18 protein-coding genes are annotated in these 20,207 nt (G+C 33.4%); 5 read left to right on the forward strand and 13 right to left on the reverse strand.

Features of this window, described 5'->3' with window-relative positions:
• Nucleotides 1-17: 17 nt before the first annotated feature.
• The 12 genes from AST99_RS00865 to gntA form a co-directional block, all read right to left on the reverse strand.
• Nucleotides 18-851: an endonuclease/exonuclease/phosphatase family protein gene (locus tag AST99_RS00865; RefSeq protein WP_057778158.1), complete on the reverse strand. Its 834-nt coding sequence runs from the start codon at nucleotides 849-851 to the stop codon at nucleotides 18-20.
• Nucleotide 852: 1 nt separating this feature from the next.
• Nucleotides 853-2,442 (reverse strand): glycerophosphodiester phosphodiesterase family protein, encoded by a 1,590-nt coding sequence (locus AST99_RS00870; protein ID WP_057778161.1) that lies wholly within the window; start codon nucleotides 2,440-2,442, stop codon nucleotides 853-855.
• Between the two features lie 105 nt (nucleotides 2,443-2,547).
• On the reverse strand, nucleotides 2,548-4,155 hold the full coding sequence (locus tag AST99_RS00875) for a RagB/SusD family nutrient uptake outer membrane protein (protein WP_057778164.1): 1,608 nt from the start codon (nucleotides 4,153-4,155) through the stop codon (nucleotides 2,548-2,550).
• Between the two features lie 11 nt (nucleotides 4,156-4,166).
• Nucleotides 4,167-7,196 (reverse strand): SusC/RagA family TonB-linked outer membrane protein, encoded by a 3,030-nt coding sequence (locus tag AST99_RS00880; protein ID WP_198151364.1) that lies wholly within the window; start codon nucleotides 7,194-7,196, stop codon nucleotides 4,167-4,169.
• Nucleotides 7,197-7,540: 344 nt separating this feature from the next.
• On the reverse strand, nucleotides 7,541-10,330 hold the full coding sequence (locus AST99_RS00885; protein ID WP_069727776.1) for a helix-turn-helix and ligand-binding sensor domain-containing protein: 2,790 nt from the start codon (nucleotides 10,328-10,330) through the stop codon (nucleotides 7,541-7,543).
• A 281-nt stretch (nucleotides 10,331-10,611) separates the two neighbouring features.
• Nucleotides 10,612-11,916, reverse strand: a complete 1,305-nt coding sequence (locus tag AST99_RS00890; protein WP_057778170.1) for an ABC1 kinase family protein — start codon at nucleotides 11,914-11,916, stop codon at nucleotides 10,612-10,614.
• 9 nt (nucleotides 11,917-11,925) lie between these two features.
• Nucleotides 11,926-12,582, reverse strand: a complete 657-nt coding sequence (locus AST99_RS00895) for a TetR family transcriptional regulator C-terminal domain-containing protein (protein WP_057778172.1) — start codon at nucleotides 12,580-12,582, stop codon at nucleotides 11,926-11,928.
• A 350-nt stretch (nucleotides 12,583-12,932) separates the two neighbouring features.
• The gene (locus AST99_RS18525; protein WP_157486269.1) at nucleotides 12,933-13,085 is read right to left on the reverse strand and encodes a hypothetical protein; all 153 of its coding nucleotides are present in this window, start codon (nucleotides 13,083-13,085) and stop codon (nucleotides 12,933-12,935) included.
• A gap of 21 nt (nucleotides 13,086-13,106) precedes the next feature.
• Nucleotides 13,107-13,409 (reverse strand): ribosome hibernation-promoting factor, HPF/YfiA family, encoded by a 303-nt coding sequence (gene hpf, locus AST99_RS00900; RefSeq protein WP_057778174.1) that lies wholly within the window; start codon nucleotides 13,407-13,409, stop codon nucleotides 13,107-13,109.
• Nucleotides 13,410-13,432: 23 nt separating this feature from the next.
• Nucleotides 13,433-13,831: a VOC family protein gene (locus tag AST99_RS00905; RefSeq protein WP_057778176.1), complete on the reverse strand. Its 399-nt coding sequence runs from the start codon at nucleotides 13,829-13,831 to the stop codon at nucleotides 13,433-13,435.
• A 130-nt stretch (nucleotides 13,832-13,961) separates the two neighbouring features.
• The gene (locus AST99_RS00910; RefSeq protein WP_057778179.1) at nucleotides 13,962-14,549 is read right to left on the reverse strand and encodes a DUF1989 domain-containing protein; all 588 of its coding nucleotides are present in this window, start codon (nucleotides 14,547-14,549) and stop codon (nucleotides 13,962-13,964) included.
• An 11-nt stretch (nucleotides 14,550-14,560) separates the two neighbouring features.
• Complete coding sequence (gntA, locus tag AST99_RS00915; protein ID WP_057778180.1) at nucleotides 14,561-15,238, reverse strand: guanitoxin biosynthesis heme-dependent pre-guanitoxin N-hydroxylase GntA; 678 nt, start codon at nucleotides 15,236-15,238, stop codon at nucleotides 14,561-14,563.
• Between the two features lie 213 nt (nucleotides 15,239-15,451).
• Between gntA and AST99_RS00920 the strand changes: the two genes are divergently transcribed.
• The 3 genes from AST99_RS00920 (at nucleotide 15,452) to AST99_RS00930 (ending at nucleotide 17,914) form a co-directional block, all read left to right on the forward strand.
• Complete coding sequence (locus AST99_RS00920; protein WP_057778182.1) at nucleotides 15,452-15,970, forward strand: DUF421 domain-containing protein; 519 nt, start codon at nucleotides 15,452-15,454, stop codon at nucleotides 15,968-15,970.
• An 88-nt stretch (nucleotides 15,971-16,058) separates the two neighbouring features.
• Nucleotides 16,059-17,018 carry a phosphatase domain-containing protein gene (locus tag AST99_RS00925; RefSeq protein ID WP_057778184.1) on the forward strand — a complete coding sequence of 320 codons (960 nt, stop codon included), beginning with the start codon at nucleotides 16,059-16,061 and terminating at the stop codon, nucleotides 17,016-17,018.
• Nucleotides 17,015-17,914 carry a diacylglycerol/lipid kinase family protein gene (locus AST99_RS00930; protein ID WP_057778186.1) on the forward strand — a complete coding sequence of 300 codons (900 nt, stop codon included), beginning with the start codon at nucleotides 17,015-17,017 and terminating at the stop codon, nucleotides 17,912-17,914. Before AST99_RS00925 ends, AST99_RS00930 begins: the two co-directional genes overlap by 4 nt.
• A gap of 61 nt (nucleotides 17,915-17,975) precedes the next feature.
• Here the strand turns inward: AST99_RS00930 and AST99_RS00935 are convergent, their stop codons facing one another.
• Nucleotides 17,976-18,920 (reverse strand): sterol desaturase family protein, encoded by a 945-nt coding sequence (locus AST99_RS00935; RefSeq protein WP_057778188.1) that lies wholly within the window; start codon nucleotides 18,918-18,920, stop codon nucleotides 17,976-17,978.
• A 273-nt stretch (nucleotides 18,921-19,193) separates the two neighbouring features.
• On the opposite strand from AST99_RS00935, the gene AST99_RS00940 reads away from it, so the two are divergent.
• Nucleotides 19,194-19,685, forward strand: a complete 492-nt coding sequence (locus AST99_RS00940) for a GNAT family N-acetyltransferase (protein ID WP_057778190.1) — start codon at nucleotides 19,194-19,196, stop codon at nucleotides 19,683-19,685.
• Between the two features lie 49 nt (nucleotides 19,686-19,734).
• Complete coding sequence (locus AST99_RS00945) at nucleotides 19,735-20,130, forward strand: ACT domain-containing protein (RefSeq protein ID WP_057778192.1); 396 nt, start codon at nucleotides 19,735-19,737, stop codon at nucleotides 20,128-20,130.
• Nucleotides 20,131-20,207 lie beyond the last annotated feature (77 nt).

Here is a 20,207-nt window from a genome sequence, read left to right on the forward strand (position 1 = left end):
TAAATGCTGAAGCAAGTTTATTTAAACGCGAATTCTATAAACACAGGAAAGTGATCTGAAGGATATTTTAGATTATCGAGAGTGCTAATAACCGCATGTTTCAGTACAGTGATTGATGCGGGTTTAGATGTAAAAATATAATCTATCTTACGCGTTGCCGCTTCGTAAATATTAAAACCGTTAAATGTGCCTTGAGGTCCAAATTTAATTTGTGCAAGTGTCTCGGTATTAGACATGTCTTTAGATAGATTTATAATGGCAGAACTATTTGGCTCAACATTAAAATCTCCCATTAAAAGTACAGGATCGTCATTTGTATTGAGTGCCGCAATTTTATCGTTAATAAGCGTTAATCCTTGAAGTTGAGCTTGGGTGCCTTTATGATCCAAATGCGTATTAAAGATCCATATTTTTTTAGAAGTTAACTTGTCTATAAACAAGCCATAAGTGCAAATTCTGGGGTAGGCAGCATCCCAACCTTTAGACTGTTTTTTAGATGTATTTGATAACCAAAATGTGCCACTTTTTTCAAGATTAAATCGGTTGGTATTATAGAAAATAGCAGAATATTCACCTTGATCTATGCCATCACGACCTTGACCAATACTTTGGTAATTACTTAATGCCTGTTTTAAAAATGACATCTGACTTGGTAAAGCTTCTTGAACCCCTAAAAAATCTGGTGCATAAAATAATATCTGATTGCTTAACAATTGTTTTCTATTTGGCCAAGCGTTTGCACCATCAGAAGCGACATCTAATCTGATGTTATAAGTCATTGCTTTTATGTTTTGTCCGCGACTTTTAGTAAAGCATAGGAGCAGGCATAATGTTATTAAAAGATGTTTCATATTAATAATTGTCTTTTTGATAAACGCGAACATAATCTACAGTCATCTGTTGAGGGAATACACTATTGTCTATGCCTTCTCGACCACCTAACATACCGCCAACAGATACATTTAAGATGAGGTTAAATTTTTGGTCGAATGGCCACTCGGCAGTAGTTTTATGTTCGTTTGTAATTTGATTGTATACGGTGTTGTCTAAAATAAAGTCCATTTTTTCAGGAGTCCATTCTAATGCAAAGACATGAAAGGTATCGTACGGTTTTTCGATGTGAATTTTTTTACCTTTTTCAGTGTTGTTCATGTGGTTGTATGCTTTGGTGTGTATGGTTCCGAAAATAGAGTCCGGATTAAACCCTACATGTTCCATAATATCTATTTCTCCACATTCGGGCCAACTTACTTGGGCTCTGTTTTCTCCCAACATCCATATGGCAGGCCATAAGCCTACTCCTTTAGGTAATTTTGCTTTTACTTCTATACGGCCATATTGCCAAGCGGCAAGCCCCTCCGTTTTTAATCGGGCAGATGTGTATTGTGCTGTGTCTATTTTAGTGATGTATTGTAACCAACTTTTATTTTTAAAAGCGGTGCTTTTGTAATCTTTATTTGCAATTTTCTCTTTGTGGGCTTCAATAATTAAATGACCTTGCTCTACGCGTGCATTTTTTAAACTATCTGTAAAATATTGTGATTCTTGATTACTTAAAAACCCGTAATCGAATGCCCATTTTGTAGAGTCTACTTTGCCTTTTGTATTAAATTCATCACTCCAAACAAGTTTCCATCCCGTTGCTGTTGGATGGTGTTTTAATCGTTTAAAAGCAAGTTCAGGCTCGTCTGTTGTAATATAATCAAAGTGATTTGCAATAAGCCAATCCATGTCTTCAGCCTTATTTACAGTCCATGCATTTAACGTAAGTTGATTTGCTTTTGCACTAGAAATCCATTCCGGTTTATTTTTTAGCTTATACACCAAATAATCCAAACCAGAAATGCCATCTGATTTTAATTCGTCTGGAGCTTTAGATCCATCTAGATATTGTGTTTTAGCTGTTTGATCCAAGGTTCTAATTTCTTTTAAAATATCGTAACTAAAACTGATGTAAGCGAGTATATAGGGGTCTGCTTTGAGTTGTTTTACAAGGTCTACAACCTTTTTAGCAAGTAGTGTATTGCGCCCAGGTATTTTAGACGGTTTTATTTCGCAGACTAAGCCGGTTGTTGTATTATTTGTCATCCCAGCTTCTAAGTATTGTTTTAGCGTAGGTAGGGTTTCTCCGTTTTTCAATTTATATTTAGACAAGTCACTGTAAGTCGTGCTGTCTACAATCAAGTCATTAAATTCGGCATCGTGTGTAACTATTAAAACCTCATCAGAAGTCATTCTTACATCAAATTCGCTTCCAGTACATCCTAATGCTATAGCTTCTTTTAATGATGCTATAGAGTTTTTAGGGAGTCCTTTTGTTTTCCAAGCGCCTCGATGTGCAACTATAGGATTTTCTGCAATTACGAGATTTGCTTGAGGTGTATCTTTAAACTGACAAGCATTTAGACTTAAAATGAAGAGTAGTAAATAGAGGTAGCGCATGTGTTTAAAAGTTGAAATGTTAGTATGGTTTATAAATAGATATAAACCTAAGGCAAGAGACTGCGCTTAGGTTTATGTATGTTAGTTGACAATTTAAGAATTTAATTAATAGCCGTCGTTTTGTGGATATCCACTTCCTAATAGATCTAAGTCTATTTGTGCTATTGGCCAATTTATAAAGTGTGATTGCCAGTTGGTACGCGGATCCTTACCGTCTAAATTTGCAGGGAAATATTCGCCATCACCCGCATAAGTTGTCATCTGAAAATCTAGAATATCTTGTCCCATGCGTTTTAGTGTAAACCAACGCTGACCTTCAAAAGCCAATTCACGAGCACGTTCATCTAAAATGGTTTGTAAATCTACTGTGCTTACCGGAGCAGCTCCAGCACGCGTTCTAATAGCATTAAGATATGGAAGCGGATCTCCAGTAGACCTCAAGATAGCTTCTGCTGCAATTAAATACGTTTCCGCCAATCTGTACACCGTGATGTTACTTCTGTTTAAATACGAATCTGGGTTATCATCTTCTTGAGCAAATTTAATACAAGATGGGTGCATTCTTTGGTAGTAAGTGGTGTAGTTCGTACTCGGATTAGCTAAATCTGTTATGGGTTGGTAATCGTCTACTTCTTCACCAATTCGGTCTCCAGAAGTGTAATAATACTTTAATCTGAAGTATGTATTATCATCTCTAGTGTCATTTGGGTCTTGTGCTAATAAGTCTAACAAATATAAATTTGGTAAGATACGAGCAAACCCTCTTCCGCCTTGTTCTATATTAGCTTCAATTCCAGAAATATTAAAGTATTGTGCTACATAATTGGCATTAATCATGGTGTTGTTTCCGCCTCCTGATAAGTCGTCTTCAGATTGTATTACAAATAACGATTCAGAATTATTTCTATCGCCAGCAAAAACATCTGCCGTTGTAGCTACTAAGCTGTGAGGACTATCTGAACCTTCAATAACATCTAAAGCTTGCGTTTTAGCTTCTGTATAATCGCCTTCCCACATTGCGACTTTAGCTTTTACATGTTTTGCCGTTCCTTTAGTAATGCGACCAAAAGTATCTGTCCATTCTAAATGTTCGATTGCAAAATCTAAATCACTATTTAGAAGCGCGAAAATTTCGTCTTCTGTCGATTTATCATTTACCACATCAAAGGCATTATCTACCGTTACCGTTTCTGTGGTAACGTATATGTTATTATACATTCTGTATAAGTAGAAATACGAGTGGGCTCTAAAAAACTTAGCTTCTGCAATGGCTTGATTTTTTACATCTTCATCTATACCTTCTAAAGCTTCTGCTGCATTAATAATAGATGTCGCTTTGTTGGCTACATTATAAAAATGCTTCCAAAATAAAGACGAGGCCAATTCTGCACCATAATCTACAGATGAAATTGCTCTTTCGTAGCGACCAATTAAACCGGTATATCCAGATCTGCTAAAGGCTAAATCACTTCTAGACGACATTAATACACCACCCATATAATCTTCCGTACTCGTATCGTAACGCCCTCTATTAAGCGTGTATAAACTTACAACTCCAGATTTTAAACCTTCTTCTGTAGTGTAGATGTAATCTGAATCTATTAAGGTGCTTGGTTGTTCTTCTAAATAATCGTCGCAGGATACCGAAATGAACAATATTAGAAGTAGTACACAACTTCCTTTTAATTTTGAATAAAAAATATCTGTATTCATAATGTCTTTTTTTAAAATTTAATTCTTACTCCAAAAGTGAAACTTCTTGAATCTGGATAACCGGTGTCTGCAGTAGAGTAGGTATCTCTAATATTAACTTCTGGGCTATACCCGATGTAATCTGTTTTAGTAAATACATTTGTAGCTGTAACGTAGAATCTCATTTGAGATAAGTTGAGGTGATTGCTAAGTTGATCTGATAACGTATAACCCAAACTCACGGTTCTTAATCTAATGTAAGATGCATCTTTTACAGCCAATGAATTTAAGTACAATGGTGTTGCATCAAAATTGGGTCTTGGGAATTCATCTGATGGATTTTCTGGCGTGTAGTAATCGACCTTTACACCATTCACTTTTCCTTGTAAGGTCCCACCGTTATTATACGTATTTAAAAATGGGTTCACTTTTGTAGCACCTTCTACAGCATAAAAGTCTACAAATAAATCGAAGCCTTTATACGCGAAAGAGGTCGATAGCGATCCGAACCAATCTGGATTAGAATCTGTAAAGACGCGATCTTCTGGCGTAATTTTTCCGTCAGGAACTCCTGTAGCATTACCGTCTGCATCTACACCATTGGTGTCTTTAACACGAATATCTCCAGCACTTAAACTTTCTTGAGACAGCGTAGACTCAGGATTGGCTTGTGGTGCATTTTCAAAATCGTCTCCTTCTTGCCAAATGCCATCAAATTGATAATGATAAATAACGCCTACAGATTGTCCAACGTAATACCCATATGTATCATCACTAAGAATCGGGTTACCATCACCGTCATCATACAATTCTAAAATTTTGTTTTTGTTATTAGACCAATTGGTGGATACCGACCATTTAAAATTGTCTGAATTAATAATATTTGCAGTTAAACTTAACTCGACACCTGTATTTTGCATTTCTCCAGCATTAAAATAGGTGTAGTTATAACCTGTTGTTGATGGTACACCACGTTTTAATAATAAATCGTTTGTTCTTGCATCGTACCAGTTAATATTTCCGGTTAATATATTATTGAATACAGCGAAATCTAATCCGACGTTTGCTGTGGTAATTCTTTCAAATTTTAAATCGGTGTTAGGAAGAATTACTGAAGGAGAATACCCTGAAGCAGACTCACCATCAAAAATGTAATTCTGACCTTCAGCCGTAAATAACGATGTATATGCACGACCTAAATCGTTTACTAAAGACCCGTAACTTACTCTAAGCTTTAGCTCTTGTACAGCATTAGTGTTTTTTAAAAAGTTCTCTTTATGAATTTTCCAAGCAAAAGATGCTGCTGGGTTAAAACTCCATTTATTATCTGCAGAATTTACTGAAGCACCGTCGGCTCTAGCAGTAGCTTCAAAAGTGTATTTGTTTAATAAACCATAACGTGCTCTGGCCATAAAAGAGGCTACATTTTGTTGACTTTTTTCACGTTCTACCGTTATATTTCCAATAGCATCTGTAATACCATTGTAACCTAATGTTTCATTAACAAACCCTTGTCCTTCTGTAAAGGTGCTTGAAAATTTATATTCTTGGGCAGATTGTACTAAAGTGACGTTTAAATTATGGTCTGCGTTAAATAACTTATCGTAAGTTAAAATGTTCTCTACCAAATATGATTCTGTAAGTTGATTTTCAATTCTTGCAATACCATCAACATCGTCTCCAGCAGAGCTCAATGACGATAAATATTGACCACGTTCTGATGTACGTCGTGTTAAATTTGTTTTTAATTGATAAGTTAAATGTTCTGTAATGTTCCAAATAGGCGTGATGTTGATAACGTAATCGTTTCCTTTTTCATCATTATCTTGTTCTCTAAGATTCCATAATGGGTTAACTGTAGAAGATTCTTCACCACTAGGAAACTGAGTAAGATTACCTTCATCATCGTAAGCACTTCCTAAAGGAGATGTTGTAATAACGTTTATGCTAGCTGCTCTTTCTGTATCTTCGTTTAAAAGGTTTAGATCAAAATTCACAGAGAATTTATCACTAATTTTCTGATCTACATTTAAACGCAATGTTTTTCTCGTATAGCTAGAAGTTGGTATCATACCGTCTTCTTTAAAGTAATTTATACTTGCAAATACTTTAGTTAAATCTGTACCGCCAGAGATGCTAAGTGCTTGACTGTTTACAAAGCCATTTCTCATTAATTCATCTTCCCAATCTACAAATTCATTATTGGCGATGTTCTCTAGTTCTACTTCAGAAAATATTTCTTCATCATTTGGGTAAGAATCGTCTGCAATTGTAGATCTTACAGCTTCACGTCTTAATTGCGCAAATTCTTGTCCGCTATACACATCAAAATTACGTTCAATAGATTTAGAAGTAACATAACCATGGTAGTTTACGCTTACTTTACCCGATTCACCACGTTTAGTTGTAATCAATACCACACCGTTTGCTCCTCTAGAACCATAAATGGCTTGAGCAGAAGCATCTTTAAGGAATTCTATAGACTCGATATCGTCTGAGTCGATGTCTTCAATACCACCTTCTCTTATAATACCATCTACCACATAAATGGCACTTACATTTCCTTCTATAGATCCTTGACCTCTAAAAATAATGTCTGATGTTCCTCCAGGTCTTAACGTTCCACCACCAACGTCTACTTGTAAACCCGAAATACGACCTCTAAGCATTTCATTAACATCTGATGTTGGAGATAATGTTGCTTTGTCTAAGTCTGTAATGGCTACAGCATTAACAATATCGCTCTTTTTTTGTGTACCATATCCTACCACAACAACTTCGTCTAAGGTACTTGTATCACTTGCTAATAATATAGTGAGTGTGTTGGCATTTATAGTAACCTCTTGAGTTTTGTATCCCATAAAAGATACGATTAGGATATCTGATTGTTTAGCCCCGTTTATTTTAAAATTTCCATCAAAATCTGTTGAAACACCATTAGAGGTGCCTTTTAGTACAACAGAAGCTCCAGGTAAGGGCATATTATCTTCTGCCGAAAGTACTGTCCCATTGATAGAGGTTTCCGACTGCGAAAACATAACAACAGTTGTAAATAATAACATGAAGAGGGTTATTATTTTAATTTTTTTATTGCATAATTTTAGTTTCATTAGAAAGGTATTTTAGTTTGGACTCAAAAGTATATTTCTAATTTTTTTTTAGGTAAACTTTCAAATTAAGTGTTTGTAAACTTAATTTTTGATGTAAATAATAGTCTGTTTTATATGTGCGAAAAAAATTGGACATGCTACAAAAAAGTGTTGAATTGGATGAGAATTAAGTAAGAAAGGTACACTAACACTGTATACTGGGAAATACAAGTAGTTTTTTAATAACCTCAACAATAACGCGAGTTTTGAGCTGTTGTCGTGGTAATGACGTAGTGAAAAAATACGGCCTAATGTTACTAGAAGTTTAAGATATAGTTAACTAGACTGCTATCTTGTTCTAAGCCTAGTTTTTTTCGTAATCTGTAACGTTTGGTCTCTACACTCCTTAAAGAAATGTTAAGCAATGGTGCCATTTCTTTAGAAGATAAATTGAGTCTTAAATAGGCACAAAAGCGTAAGTCGTTTGGAGTTAAATCGGGATGTACTTTTTTAATCTTTTCTAAGAAATCTTTATCGGCGTTATTGAAGGCTTGTTCGAAAAATGACCAATCTTTAGAGTCGTTTAAATTGTCGTTAATGAGTTTAATTGATTTAGATTCTTCTACCAACTTATTTTTCTTAAGCTCTTTTTTTAATTCTTTTTTAATGCCATTAAGGACTTCATTTTTTTTAATTAAACTCATTGTAGAAATGGCGAGCTCTCTATTTTTACTTTCAATTTTCTGGTTTAATTTTTCGTTTTTCATACTTGTAATTAAACGTTCATTTTCAAGTTCTTTATGTTCATGTAAACGTTTAAAGTATTTTTTATAACTTTTATGAATGCAGTAAGCCAATAAGAAGACTAAAATAATATAACAACCAATAGCAAAGTTAGATAGAAACCACGGACGTTTAATGGTGAAATTATAATGTAAAGTGTTTTGAGACGGTGTATTTCCAACCTTAGCTCTTAATTGTAAGTTATAGTCTCCAAAGGCTAAATTATCGAATGTTAATGTTGTTTTAGACGACCATTCGCTCCATGTGTTGGATCTGCCTTCTAGTTTGTATTGGTATTGTACTTTATTGTAGGAGCTAAAATTTGGGACACTATATTTAAAGCTGATAGAATTATTAACATAATCGAAGTTTCCATCCTCTTTTAAATCTACAGCGATATCGGTGTTATCTAAAGGAAGTAAGGTAATTGCATTTAAACGAATGAGATGTTTGTGTTCGTTGTTTATTTTAGATAGATCTAGAGATAAATATCCATCTGTAATTCCAATAAGATAGTTTTGTTCTGTAGTATGTGCAATATTTTCATAACCAATTTGACCTTTTCTAAGGTAATATGGAATTGCTATTTGGTTTATTTTTAAGGTGTTTGTAAGATGATTTATATCTACATAACTCATGTTATCTTTAGAAAAACCCCATAGTTTTTCAGTATCATCGACCACTAATTTTCCTGAAATGTATTCAGATTGTGTCACTATGGGACTAAGTTCAAGATTCTTTTTAAACGAATTTGTGATGCTATTATAGCCAAAAACACCTGCTTTATCTGCATATAAAATTTTATTTTTAAAACGGATTAAACTCGAGTTTTTATCTGTTTGTAAAGTCGTATCTAAAACTACAGCTGTGGTTTCTGTAAAATCTGTGTCTATTGAAAGTTTGAAGATGCCTTTGTAGCCATGGCTTACCCAAATGGTGTGATTGTCTTGACATTCAAAAAACCGTGCAGAATTATCGAAACCTTCAATTTTATTTCTAAAATGCCATTGATCTCCTTGTTTTTCTAAGACGTTTAAACCATTGTAATTACCTTCTAAGAGTAGGTTTTTACTATGTACTATGGCTTTAAATCCCCAAGTGCCTGGTGTGTTAGATACAAGAATAGCTTGGGCTTTATTAATTACAAAAGTTCCTATATGGTGCCCGCAAAATAAGGTATTATCATGTGTAAATAAATTCCAAACTTGACCAGAAGTCCCCGTTATAAATTTGAAGGACTCTGCACTTTTATTCTTTTTATAAAATAACCCTTGATTTGTTCCCAGATATAAATAATCTTGATACACTAATGCGGTGTATACAGTTCCTATGCGACCTTCGTCGTCATTAAAAACCCGAATTGGAGATTTTATATTTATGCAATTAATCCCAATATCTAAACCTGCCCAAATGTTATGATCTGCATCTTCAAATAGGTTGAGAACGGTATTGTTTGCAAGGCCGTTGTTTCTGTTAATGTTATATTGAATTTCACCCTCTGGAGACACGTATATTAATCCGTTTTTTATAGTCCCTATAACAAAACTTTTATCGCGTAGTTGTAAGCTACTAAGCACGTGCATAGTTTTTAAGGTGTCGTTTGCTGGAACATCCCAAGTGTTTAATTCGTTATGGTGTAAAGTGAAGAACCCTAAAGCTCGGGTTTGTATAAGTAAGCCATTTTTAGAGGCGAATAGGTTTATAATTTTATCTGCTCCAAGTGTCTTTTGGGATAAGATTAATTGAGGTGCTCCCGCTTCAATTTTATATAAACCTTCGTTGTCTACATGGTAATAAATAACATCATCGACATTAAAAACTCTTGAAATCCCATGTTCCGAATTTATAATTGAGGTGTCCTGAGTTTTTGGATTGTAAAAATAGATGCGTTCAAACGTCTGAAAAAGGATCCAATCATCGTAAGTTATAATATTCCAAACGTGTTCGTCTTCAATCATTGGTGCATTAAAAGTAGATGTTAGGGTTTGATATTCTAGAGTTCCAAATGCATTTTTCTCCCAAAACCCGAACTCCATATAACAGCCTGTATATATTCTGTTTTCAATTGCTTTAACCGCTCTAAGTACGGTATTATTAGGCGAAGGATAGAGTGTCCATTCAGCACCATTAAATTCTAAAAGCCCTTCGTTGTTAGCTGCATATATAAATTTGTTAGGCGCTTGCGAAAGCATCCAATTTTGATTTTCAGCATTATAAACTGTTGGAGTAAAGTTTAATATTGGCGGTAATTCTTGTGCCAATACGTATATATGCGAGCTTAAATATAGAATGTAAAGTATAGCGATGGTAAAAAAACGCTTCATGGTTTGTATGCTGAATGTTGAATAAAAAACACCTAAAATAGTCTGTAATAGACAAATAAAATACTTTTAGACTAATTCGCCTAACGCGAAATGTGTAGGTAGGAGAGAAGTGGATTTAAATCGGTATAAACTGTTGTTATCCTCAGATTATCAATGCGATAGTCTATGTTATTATATTATTATCATTATGGTTCTGAAGCGTAAAGAAGATGTAAAGGAGCAAAAAAAACCTCTGCACATGTGGACACATGAGCAGAGGCAAATATAATTTTAATGGGCGTTTATTCCCAAGTTTTAATATTAATATGTTTTGCTTTTAAATCAAACATTAAATTGTAAAGTCCGAAGAATGTACGGTTCATGTAAATAAAATGTTTAGACCCTCGGTTGGCATTTAATTTTTTGAGTTGTGTGTTTTTTGAATATTTTTCACCTAAATCTGCAATTTTACCAAAGAATTCTGCGTTAGAAAAATCGAAAACAGTTTCGTGTAAAGGCTGCGTAAATAAAGTAAGCATTTCATGAAACATGGCTGTAAAGAAAGTAACCTCTTCTTCGCTATCGTCTGTTCTTAAAATTTCAAGTTCGTATAATTTTGCTTGAAACAATTCAGGGTTATTCATGTTGTCTTTTAAGGCCAACTCAAAATACGGAATATAAAAATCGTTTGGAATTTGTTTCATACACCCAAAATCTAAAGCAATAAGGTCACCTTCTTTAGAGACTAAAAAATTTCCAGGATGCGGATCTGCATGCACTTTTCTTAAAATGTGTATCTGGTACATATAAAAGTCCCAAAGCGCTTGTCCGATTTGATTAGAAAGCTCTTGATTGGTATTGTATGCCGTAAATTCAGACAAGTGCTCACCATGCATATAATCCATAGTAATGATACGCTCTGAAGACCATTCTGGATAATATTCCGGAAATTTTAAATGTGGTATGTGTGAACAAGCTTCAGAAACCTCTTGACTTTGCTGGACTTCTAAAATATAGTCGGTTTCTTCAATAAGTTTATTTTCAACCTCTTTAAAATATTTATCAGAGCCTTCACCTTTAATATTGAACATACTCATAGCAATGGGTTTCACCATGGCTAAGTCTGATGTAATACTATCTGCAACTCCTGGATATTGAATTTTTACGGCCAACTTCTTGCCGTCTTTTTCTGCAATATGTACCTGCCCAATACTGGCGGCATTTACAGAATTGGCATCAAAACTATCAAACATGTCTTCTGGCAGTTTACCAAAATATTTTTTGAATGTTTTTAAAACTAAAGGCGGTGATAATGGCGGAACAGAAAACTGCGCTAACGAAAACTTCTCGACATAAGCCTGTGGCATAATGCTTTTTTCCATACTTAACATCTGCGCGACTTTAAGCGCACTTCCTTTAAGCTGTTTTAGTCCGTCGTAAATGTCTGCAGCATTATTTTCGTTGAGTTTGTCTTTAGCTTCAAGCTCTGTTTTGGTGATTTTATCGCCGTAATATTTTATATAATTTACTCCAATTTTAGCTCCTGTAGATACGAGTTTCGAGGCCCTTTCTATTTTAGAGGTTGGAATTTTATGTATTGCTTTCATACGCTTCTTCTATTGCATTTGCATTTTTTCTTTAAATAGAAATTTCCCTAAATCAAATAAACTTTTAAGAGGTGCTACATCTAAAAATTCAAAGCTAGTATTAATGGATTTTTCTATAAATATATCTGTTTTCTCAAAACCTTTGGAGTCGTCTTCCATCCAAAACTTCATAGTTACTAACAGTTGGATCCAAGCACTTTCTTGTAATCCTTTTTCTTGAAACTTGTCTATATTTTGTTGTTTTGTTTCTAAAAGCTCGATATTTAGAGTTGAAATGTAATGGATAAACTCTTGACGTAATTTTACTAAGCATTTTAGGTTTTTTAATTTGTTTTGGTGCTGATTTAAAGCGAACATAACATAACTTCTATTTGCTGTTAAGTTCTCAAAAAAGGTAAAATAAAAGCTTAATAATTTACTTCGCGAGTCGAAAGTCTCATAACTTTCACTGGCGTGAAGTACCGTTAATGTATTTTGAAAAAAGGCTTTAAAGATGTGAGCTTCTAAGGCCTGAAATGATGCGAAAAACTCGTAAAATTTTTGTTCATCAAAGTTATTGACTTTGGCGAATGCATATACTGTTTTTGGTTGCTGACTATGTTCTAAAACATAATCCATATAAAAGTCTATGAGTTGATCTTCTGTAAGAATTTTCTTTTTTGCCATGTTGAAATGCTGTGTTTTAAACGTGATGTTTTTATAAATTTACAACGTAATTCTTTAGAAAGTGAATAGTTAGGTGTGTTTTATAACGATTTTAACGCTTTTAAATTAAGCGGTTAACTTTAGCTTTAGCTTTTTTTGAATTAGTTAGACAAAAGCATAGACAATCAAGCGTTTAACAGGTGTTTAAGAAGCCGTTTTTTCGTGATATAGGTTGAAAAAATGAGAAATATAGGTTGTAATCTTTCCTACAAAACGTGTGAATGTACGTTCGAAAAGGTTAGACAAAAAAAACCGTCTATATTCTTATATAGACGGTTTTTTTACTCTGTAAGAGTGGTATGTAATTGTATTTATTCAGCAAGTTCTGCTTGCTGTGGTTCTTTGGATTTTTTTCCGAATAACGTGTATGCTAAATACCCCAATTGAAGGGCTGCAAACACAAATTTTAATTTTTTACTCTTCATCATAGCTGAAGCGGCTCCTAATAAAACTGTTGGTTTCATAATAATTAGATTTTAGTGTTATTAATACGTTTTCATTTTTTCTTTGCGTTTCCGCAATTGTCGTTCTAAATCGCTTACAGATTCTAATACCGAGTCTGTGAAATTATCGTGACTAGCTTCGGCAAACAATCGTGGTCCTGGTAAACTTAATCTGATGTTACAGATTTTACCAGTCTCGTCTGAAGTTGTATTTTCTGTTTTAAAAAATACATCTGCCCGAATAACCATGTCATATTTCGTTCCTAGTTTCTCTAATTTATCTGTCGTCATTTGTTCTAAAGCATCACTAGTAGCGACATCGTGATATTCAAATATAATTTGCATAATGTTGTTTGTTTTTTAAAGGTTTACTCGTTACAGTTAACCATCCAATTAATTCCATATTCATCTGTGCATCGGCCATAATATCCCCATTCGCGCTCTCTAAAATCGTGGTGTACTTGTCCATTTTCAGACAAAGTTTCAAATACACTTTCTGCTTCGTCTTTAGTGTTTAAGTCTACACTCATGTGTATTTGATTTCCATGATTTATTGGAGTGTCTGGAGATGCATCGTAAGCCATAACATGTATGCCTTTACCTTTAAGTTCTGCATGTTGCAGTTTGTCTAGATAGGTTAATGGGACATCTATTTTACTATCTTTATATGTTTGTTTGTTTATAATTTTTGCGTTAAATACATCACTATAAAAGTTAAGTGCTTGTAAACAATTGCCTTTAAAAGCAAGATAAGCTTGTACATTCATAATATTTGTTTTTTTTGGTTCTGATACTAAGATACTAGCTTTATAAGTGCTGTTTTGACTGTAAGACTTTCATTTTTAGCTCAAATAGCTAGCGTTTATAATTACGACCTAGCGTTTATAATTTTGGTTATTAATGGTGGTGTTCTATGTTGTAATGAATGGGTTTAAATGAACCTGCATTACTGTCTTCTGCAGAGCATGCTGTTAAACAAATTAATAAATCCATTTCGGCACGAAATTTAATATAATCTCCAGCTTTAGAGGTTGGCGGACAAACTGTAATTTTGCCTTCGGTATTAAATTGGACATTCATAAATATATTAAAAGCCGTAGGTATTTGGTCTGTAGTAATGCCGTATGGTTTTAAGTTTTGGTATAAATTGTTTAAGCAACTTGGGTGTTCCCCTTTGTGATTATACATAATTGTAAATGTTTCCTGACTACAAGGCGCAAGTAAAAAATCATTTCGGCCATTAGTGTCTTCAATAATTTTCATCATTTTATTAGAACGATTAGACCATAAATAATTTCCTGTGGTTAGTAATATGGAGGCTTCGAAGTCTAATGATTTACCAGAAGATAATTTTTCATTATGATCCAAACTATTAAAAACGACCATATCGCTTACTTGTTGGCCCAAGGGATCTATAACAGTGAGAATGTCTCCTTTTTTAATAGTGAAAGCTTGTGCACTTTGTTCATTTATAATAGTATTCATAAGTATTGGAATTAGTTGTTTTTATGAAAAGGGCATGTCCATGAGGCGTCTACTTGTCTGCCGCTATATTGTTTTGTTTCCGAGTCTTTTCCAAAGTCTTTTAAAACAGGATTTATATGGCCTTGTAATTTACGGTCTCGTTTTCTAATCCGTTTTTTTACTTTTTTATACGTGCCCATATCTCTTAATTTTTCAAATTGCCAATGTAAATTAAAGACTATAGTAGGGTAAGGACTTTGTCTGGCTAATCGAGAACTGTTAGGGTGTAAACCAACGATGTAAAATGCTTTACCTTTTAAACTAAAGCTGAAATTTGAATCTTCTGGATTGTCACTTACAGAATCGTCCCATTCACAATCATCTAAATTGTATAATTTCTGAAGTGTTTTCCATAAGGCTGTTTCAAATTCAATTTCCGAGTCAAATTGTTGATAAGGAAACACAGCCATAAAAGATTGGAATGTATTAGTATGAAAGTCGTATTGATTTATAAATGAGTCCAAATCATTTAAAATGTTTTTGATAGATTCATCTTCGCTCATCGACTTATAAGTATGTAAATGGTAATCGTTCATCATAAATACTGATTTTGCCATGACACATGGGTGTTTTTTCTTCAGTATAAAATTTCTGTATGCTTTATCTATAGCTGTGTCTGTAATTTCAGCTGATTCTTTTAAGGTGTCCATCTTAATAAAGTTTTAATGTATCAGTTTGTTTATTTTTTAAAAATTTGAAATTAAATGACTTTTGGTGGTTGTTTTTACTCTATTCATATTTTGTTTACCTCATATACAGCATGTTAAGCGTGAGTGTTTTGGTGTGCGATAGCGTTCTAAATTTTTTTAATAGGATCAATCTATTTGCAGATGGAATTATAATTTTAAATCAAATTTAGAACTATGACGCTACTAGAATCCTTTTGGTTAATTTTATCTGTAATTGGTATTTACACCATCATTATTATATTAACACGAGTTTTTGGGTTACGAACATTTGCTAAAATGTCGAGTTTTGATTTCGCATCGACCATAGCAATGGGATCCGTATTAGCCTCTGTTATTTTGAATTCAAATTACTCATTGGTAAAAGGAGCTATTGCTTTAGCAACTATAATTGGTTTTCAAACGCTGTTCTCATTTTTAGTTAGAAAAAGTGGGTTTTTAAAAACACTCTTTACAAATAAACCTCAGATTATTATGTGGAATGGTAAGATTTTACACCGTAAATTAAAAAGCTGTAATGTGAGTGAAGACGATCTTATCGCTAAATTAAGAGAAGCCAATGTGCATGATTTTAGTGATGTAAAAGCGGTTATTTTCGAAAGCACAGGTGATGTTTCAGTTATTCATAATTCCGAACAAAAACCTGTTGAAACCCGAATGTTTCAGGATGTAAACACAAATGATTTATACGTTTAGGTTATTAGGAAAACTTAAGGTTAAGACTAATTTATGTTTTGTTGGTTGTCTCTAGTTTAATATCTTTTATACATATTAAAAACATGACATGGTATATACTAAAAAAGCATCACTTTGGGAGTTTTCTATTTTAGATCTTACCCACAACAGCTATTGGTATCGTGGCGTGTTGTTAAAGGGCGATCACAACCATTTGCGACTTAAAAAACATAGTGCTTTTAGTAATGCCATAACCATATTAAGATCTTATTTTTTTAAAGTATATGCACATCAGGATATTGTAGTTACTTCGGGAACACAAACTATAAAAACACGAACAGATGCTTATGGGCGATTTGAAATTGTGTCGGATGTTAAACCACAAGCAGAGCTTACCATAACCTTATCGAATACAAAATCACCTTTAAAGATTTTACAAGATTATCCGGTTAATTTCCAAGAACCACAACGTACTTTAGATATTATTTCTGATATAGACGATACCGTTTTAGTTTCTAATACTTCAAATATTTTTAAACGCATTAAAACGTTGTTGTTGCTTGTGCCCGAAAAGCGCACTGTTATAGGTTTTACTCAAAACATGTTTAAGGCCTGGCACGACGTTAATCCGCGTTACTTTTATGTGTCTAAAAGCGAGAGTAATTTATTTACACTCTTAACTACGTTTATAACCTATAATACATTGCCTATAGGCATGTTGGTTTTAACACCGTATTTAAATTTTTTTCAGCTCTTAAAAGGTCATAAACCTAAAGATTTTAAGTTAGAGGCTATTCAGTTTTTAATAACACATTCTAGAGGGGAAAATTATGTTTTAGTGGGAGACGATAGTCAAAAAGATATGGTTATTTATACCAAACTAGCAAAAATGTACCCAAACCTTATTCTGAAAATATACATCCGCCAAACTGGAAAAATAAGATCGATAATACAGCAAACCATGTGGAATGAATTAATAGCTACAGGTGTGTCTGCGTCATATGTGGTTCCGGACGAAGCAAGTTCTATTTTAAAAGACATTGAACATTTAAAACAGCATTTAAAATGAAATTATTACTTGTAGTTAACCCTGTATCCGGAGGTGTAGATAAAGACCCATTTTTAAAAGACGCCAAAGCTCTTTGCGATAATTATGGTATAGAAAATCAAGTGTTTAAAACTACAGGAACAGATGATGCCGAAGCCCTCAAAGTAATATTAAACACTTTTAAACCAGATAAAGTTGCTGCTGTTGGAGGTGACGGAACGCTATTATTCTTGGCTATCGTGTTACAGCATAGTAGTATACCTGTTGGTATTATTCCTATGGGATCTGCAAATGGAATGGCTACGGAACTAGAAGTTTCAAAACAACCTATAGAGGCCTTGAAGGAATTGATTATGTCTGAAATTGTTGGAGATTTGGATTTATTGGTCGTTAATAATGAACATTATTGTATTCATCTTGGTGATGTAGGAATAAATGCCAAAATAGTAAAAGGCTATGAAAACGACCACAAAAGAGGCATGTCTACTTATGCTAAATATTTTATAGATGAATTAGGGAAAGTAACTGCGTTTCCTATGACGGTTGAATGTAATGAAAAGACATATGATGCGGAAGGGGTTATGTTATGCATTTGTAATGCTAGAAAATATGGTACGGGTATTCCTATTAATTTAGAAGGAAATCCGATGGACGGTGTATTTGAAATTGTACTTATAAAAGAAATTAATGGAAGTATGTTAATAAATGCAGGCTTATCTAGTTTTAACGAGAATTTTATAAATAGTCAGCATCAAACATCGGTACAAACAAATCAAGCTAAAATTACCTTTAAAACTCCACAATTGTTACAATTGGATGGCGAAGTTATAGGTGAATTTTTGTCTTTTGATGTACGAATTATTAAAGGCGCTGTAAAACTTATTACCACACAAAAAAATCCATACTTAGAGCGTTAAGAATGGATTTGAATTATAAATAGAATGTCTTTTTTTTAATAATATTTTAGAAGGGTTAAGTTTATGCTGGTTCTAAAGTATCTTTTTTTGCGACTTTTGCATTTTCTGCACGCATTTGTTTTACGGTTAGTGTGCTGCCATCGTGACTCCAACCTGGAGGTCCGAAAACATACATAAATTTATGACGCCAATTCTTAGATTTTTTCATGTCTTCCCAAATGTTTTTATATTCATGCGTTAAAATCACATATAAATTATAAGAGTTGGGAGGCGTAGATACACCGTATTCAATATCAATAGACTCGTCTAATTCTTTCCAAGTACCAAAAATTCTATCAAATGTATTTAAAATTCCACCATGATTTTTATCCATATATTCCAAATTCCTAGCATGGTGAACTTGATGCATGGTATGCGTATTTAAAAATTTATCAAAAAAACCAAGCTTCTTTACATACTGTGTATGCAGTTGAAATTGCCATAGAGACTCTATACCTAAACATACCAAAAGCATTTCTGGTGGGAAGCCTATAATTACAATCCAGACGTAAAAAAAGGGTTTGTAAAATAAGGTAAACCAGCCGTTTCTTACAGCTGTACCCAAATTAAAATTATCTGAAGAATGATGCACAATATGTGCTGCCCATAATATTCTTACCATATGGTTTTGTCTGTGAAACCAATAGTAAGTATAATCGTCTAATAACATACAAATGCCCCACACATACCATTCGTAACCAAAAGATTTATATCCCATAATGTTAGTATGTACACCATCTACTATAGGATTAAAAAGGTCGTAAGCAAAATTAAAAACAAGTACTACAGACACCGTTTTAACAAGTGCAGCAAGTACAGCAGATCCAACACCAAGTGATAAACTTGAGATAAAATCTTTCTTATTGTATAATTCTTTATTGTCAAATACTTTACTATAAGACAGCTCCAAGGCTATAAAACCTAGAAAACAAGGAACTCCGTATACTAAAGGGTTAGTAAAATCCATAAATTAAACTTTTGCTGCAATGTAAGATTTATTTTTTTTTAAATTAAATTTGAAGTCATAAGTATGCTCTCGATATTTTAAAGATTTTAGTGCAAGGGCCTGGCTTTAAGTCGGCTTTAAATAATAACATAGACTATAAAAAAATCACTTATATTGTATTAGTTTTAATGACTAATTCAGAGGGAGTATTATTGAAGAATATATAAGACTTTGAAATGAACCAATCCTTTTTTAACTAAAACTGAACTAAAGAGAATTCTCTATTTTAAAATCATGAACATACGATTTGCCGAAACAAAAGATGTAGCTAAGATATTGGATATTGTAAATTACGAAATTCTTAATACTACTGTAATTTACGATTATAAAGAAAGGTCTTACGAGTATCAGCTTAATTGGTTCGAACAGAAAAAACAAGCGAATATGCCAGTTATAGTAGCCGAAATTGATGGCGAAGTGGTTGGTTTTGGATCTTATGGTATTTTTAGACCATGGGAAGCCTATAAATATAGTATAGAACATTCTATATATGTTAGTCGCGAAGCTAGAGCGAAAGGTGTTGGGAAACAGCTTTTAACCGAGTTAATAACTTTAGCAAAAGCAAATGGTTATCATACCATGATCGCAGGCGTAGACGCTTCTAATGCAGGAAGTATAGCGTTTCATAAACAATTTGGTTTTGTAGAAATAGGCATCTTTAAAGCGGTAGGCTACAAATTCGATACGTGGTTAGATTTAAACTTTTTACAGCTTATTTTAAAATAAGTATATTGAATAAGATCACAAAGGTTAAAGACATATAGATTCTAATAAAATGGCTGGAGAAACAAATTTATCCCAATTACTACAGGGAATGACACCTAAACTAAACGATGGAGTATATGTTTTTTCGACCGTAAAAGATTTGAGTAAAATTGATAGGCGTGATACTATTTGCGAATTCAAAGAACAAGAAGGAACCACTATTGTAATAGAGAAACAAAAAGCAGATGCACTTAAATTAAATTACGAATATATCGCGTCTTGGATTACGCTACAAATCCATTCTTCTTTAGATGCTGTTGGACTCACAGCTGTATTTTCTAACGCATTGTCTAAACATAATATCAGTTGTAATGTTATTGCAGGATATTATCACGACCATATTTTTGTGGATGTAAAAGATTCAGATAAGGCTATGAATGTATTGAAACGTTTAAGCAACACTTAATTATAATGTAAAAAAGGAGTTGCTTATTTTGAAACACTATAGTAAATAGATAATACGTCCTTGAAACATGTATTTTT

Origin of the sequence: Formosa algae (assembly GCF_001439665.1) — a bacterium.
GTDB lineage: Bacteria > Bacteroidota > Bacteroidia > Flavobacteriales > Flavobacteriaceae > Formosa > Formosa algae.

Excerpts from the sequence above, each read along its gene's own strand:
- AST99_RS00865 (WP_057778158.1), bottom strand. The coding sequence starts at position 851 with ATGAAACATCTTTTAATAACATTATGCCTGCTCCTATGCTTTACTAAA.
- AST99_RS00870 (WP_057778161.1), bottom strand. The coding sequence starts at position 2,442 with ATGCGCTACCTCTATTTACTACTCTTCATTTTAAGTCTAAATGCTTGT.
- AST99_RS00875 (WP_057778164.1), bottom strand. The coding sequence starts at position 4,155 with ATGAATACAGATATTTTTTATTCAAAATTAAAAGGAAGTTGTGTACTA.
- AST99_RS00880 (WP_198151364.1), bottom strand. The coding sequence starts at position 7,196 with ATGTTATTATTTACAACTGTTGTTATGTTTTCGCAGTCGGAAACCTCT.
- AST99_RS00885 (WP_069727776.1), bottom strand. The coding sequence starts at position 10,330 with ATGAAGCGTTTTTTTACCATCGCTATACTTTACATTCTATATTTAAGC.
- AST99_RS00890 (WP_057778170.1), bottom strand. The coding sequence starts at position 11,916 with ATGAAAGCAATACATAAAATTCCAACCTCTAAAATAGAAAGGGCCTCG.
- AST99_RS00895 (WP_057778172.1), bottom strand. The coding sequence starts at position 12,582 with ATGGCAAAAAAGAAAATTCTTACAGAAGATCAACTCATAGACTTTTAT.
- AST99_RS18525 (WP_157486269.1), bottom strand. The coding sequence starts at position 13,085 with ATGAAACCAACAGTTTTATTAGGAGCCGCTTCAGCTATGATGAAGAGT.
- hpf (WP_057778174.1), bottom strand. The coding sequence starts at position 13,409 with ATGCAAATTATATTTGAATATCACGATGTCGCTACTAGTGATGCTTTA.
- AST99_RS00905 (WP_057778176.1), bottom strand. The coding sequence starts at position 13,831 with ATGAATGTACAAGCTTATCTTGCTTTTAAAGGCAATTGTTTACAAGCA.
- AST99_RS00910 (WP_057778179.1), bottom strand. The coding sequence starts at position 14,549 with ATGAATACTATTATAAATGAACAAAGTGCACAAGCTTTCACTATTAAA.
- gntA (WP_057778180.1), bottom strand. The coding sequence starts at position 15,238 with ATGGACACCTTAAAAGAATCAGCTGAAATTACAGACACAGCTATAGAT.
- AST99_RS00920 (WP_057778182.1), top strand. The coding sequence starts at position 15,452 with ATGACGCTACTAGAATCCTTTTGGTTAATTTTATCTGTAATTGGTATT.
- AST99_RS00925 (WP_057778184.1), top strand. The coding sequence starts at position 16,059 with ATGGTATATACTAAAAAAGCATCACTTTGGGAGTTTTCTATTTTAGAT.
- AST99_RS00930 (WP_057778186.1), top strand. The coding sequence starts at position 17,015 with ATGAAATTATTACTTGTAGTTAACCCTGTATCCGGAGGTGTAGATAAA.
- AST99_RS00935 (WP_057778188.1), bottom strand. The coding sequence starts at position 18,920 with ATGGATTTTACTAACCCTTTAGTATACGGAGTTCCTTGTTTTCTAGGT.
- AST99_RS00940 (WP_057778190.1), top strand. The coding sequence starts at position 19,194 with ATGAACATACGATTTGCCGAAACAAAAGATGTAGCTAAGATATTGGAT.
- AST99_RS00945 (WP_057778192.1), top strand. The coding sequence starts at position 19,735 with ATGGCTGGAGAAACAAATTTATCCCAATTACTACAGGGAATGACACCT.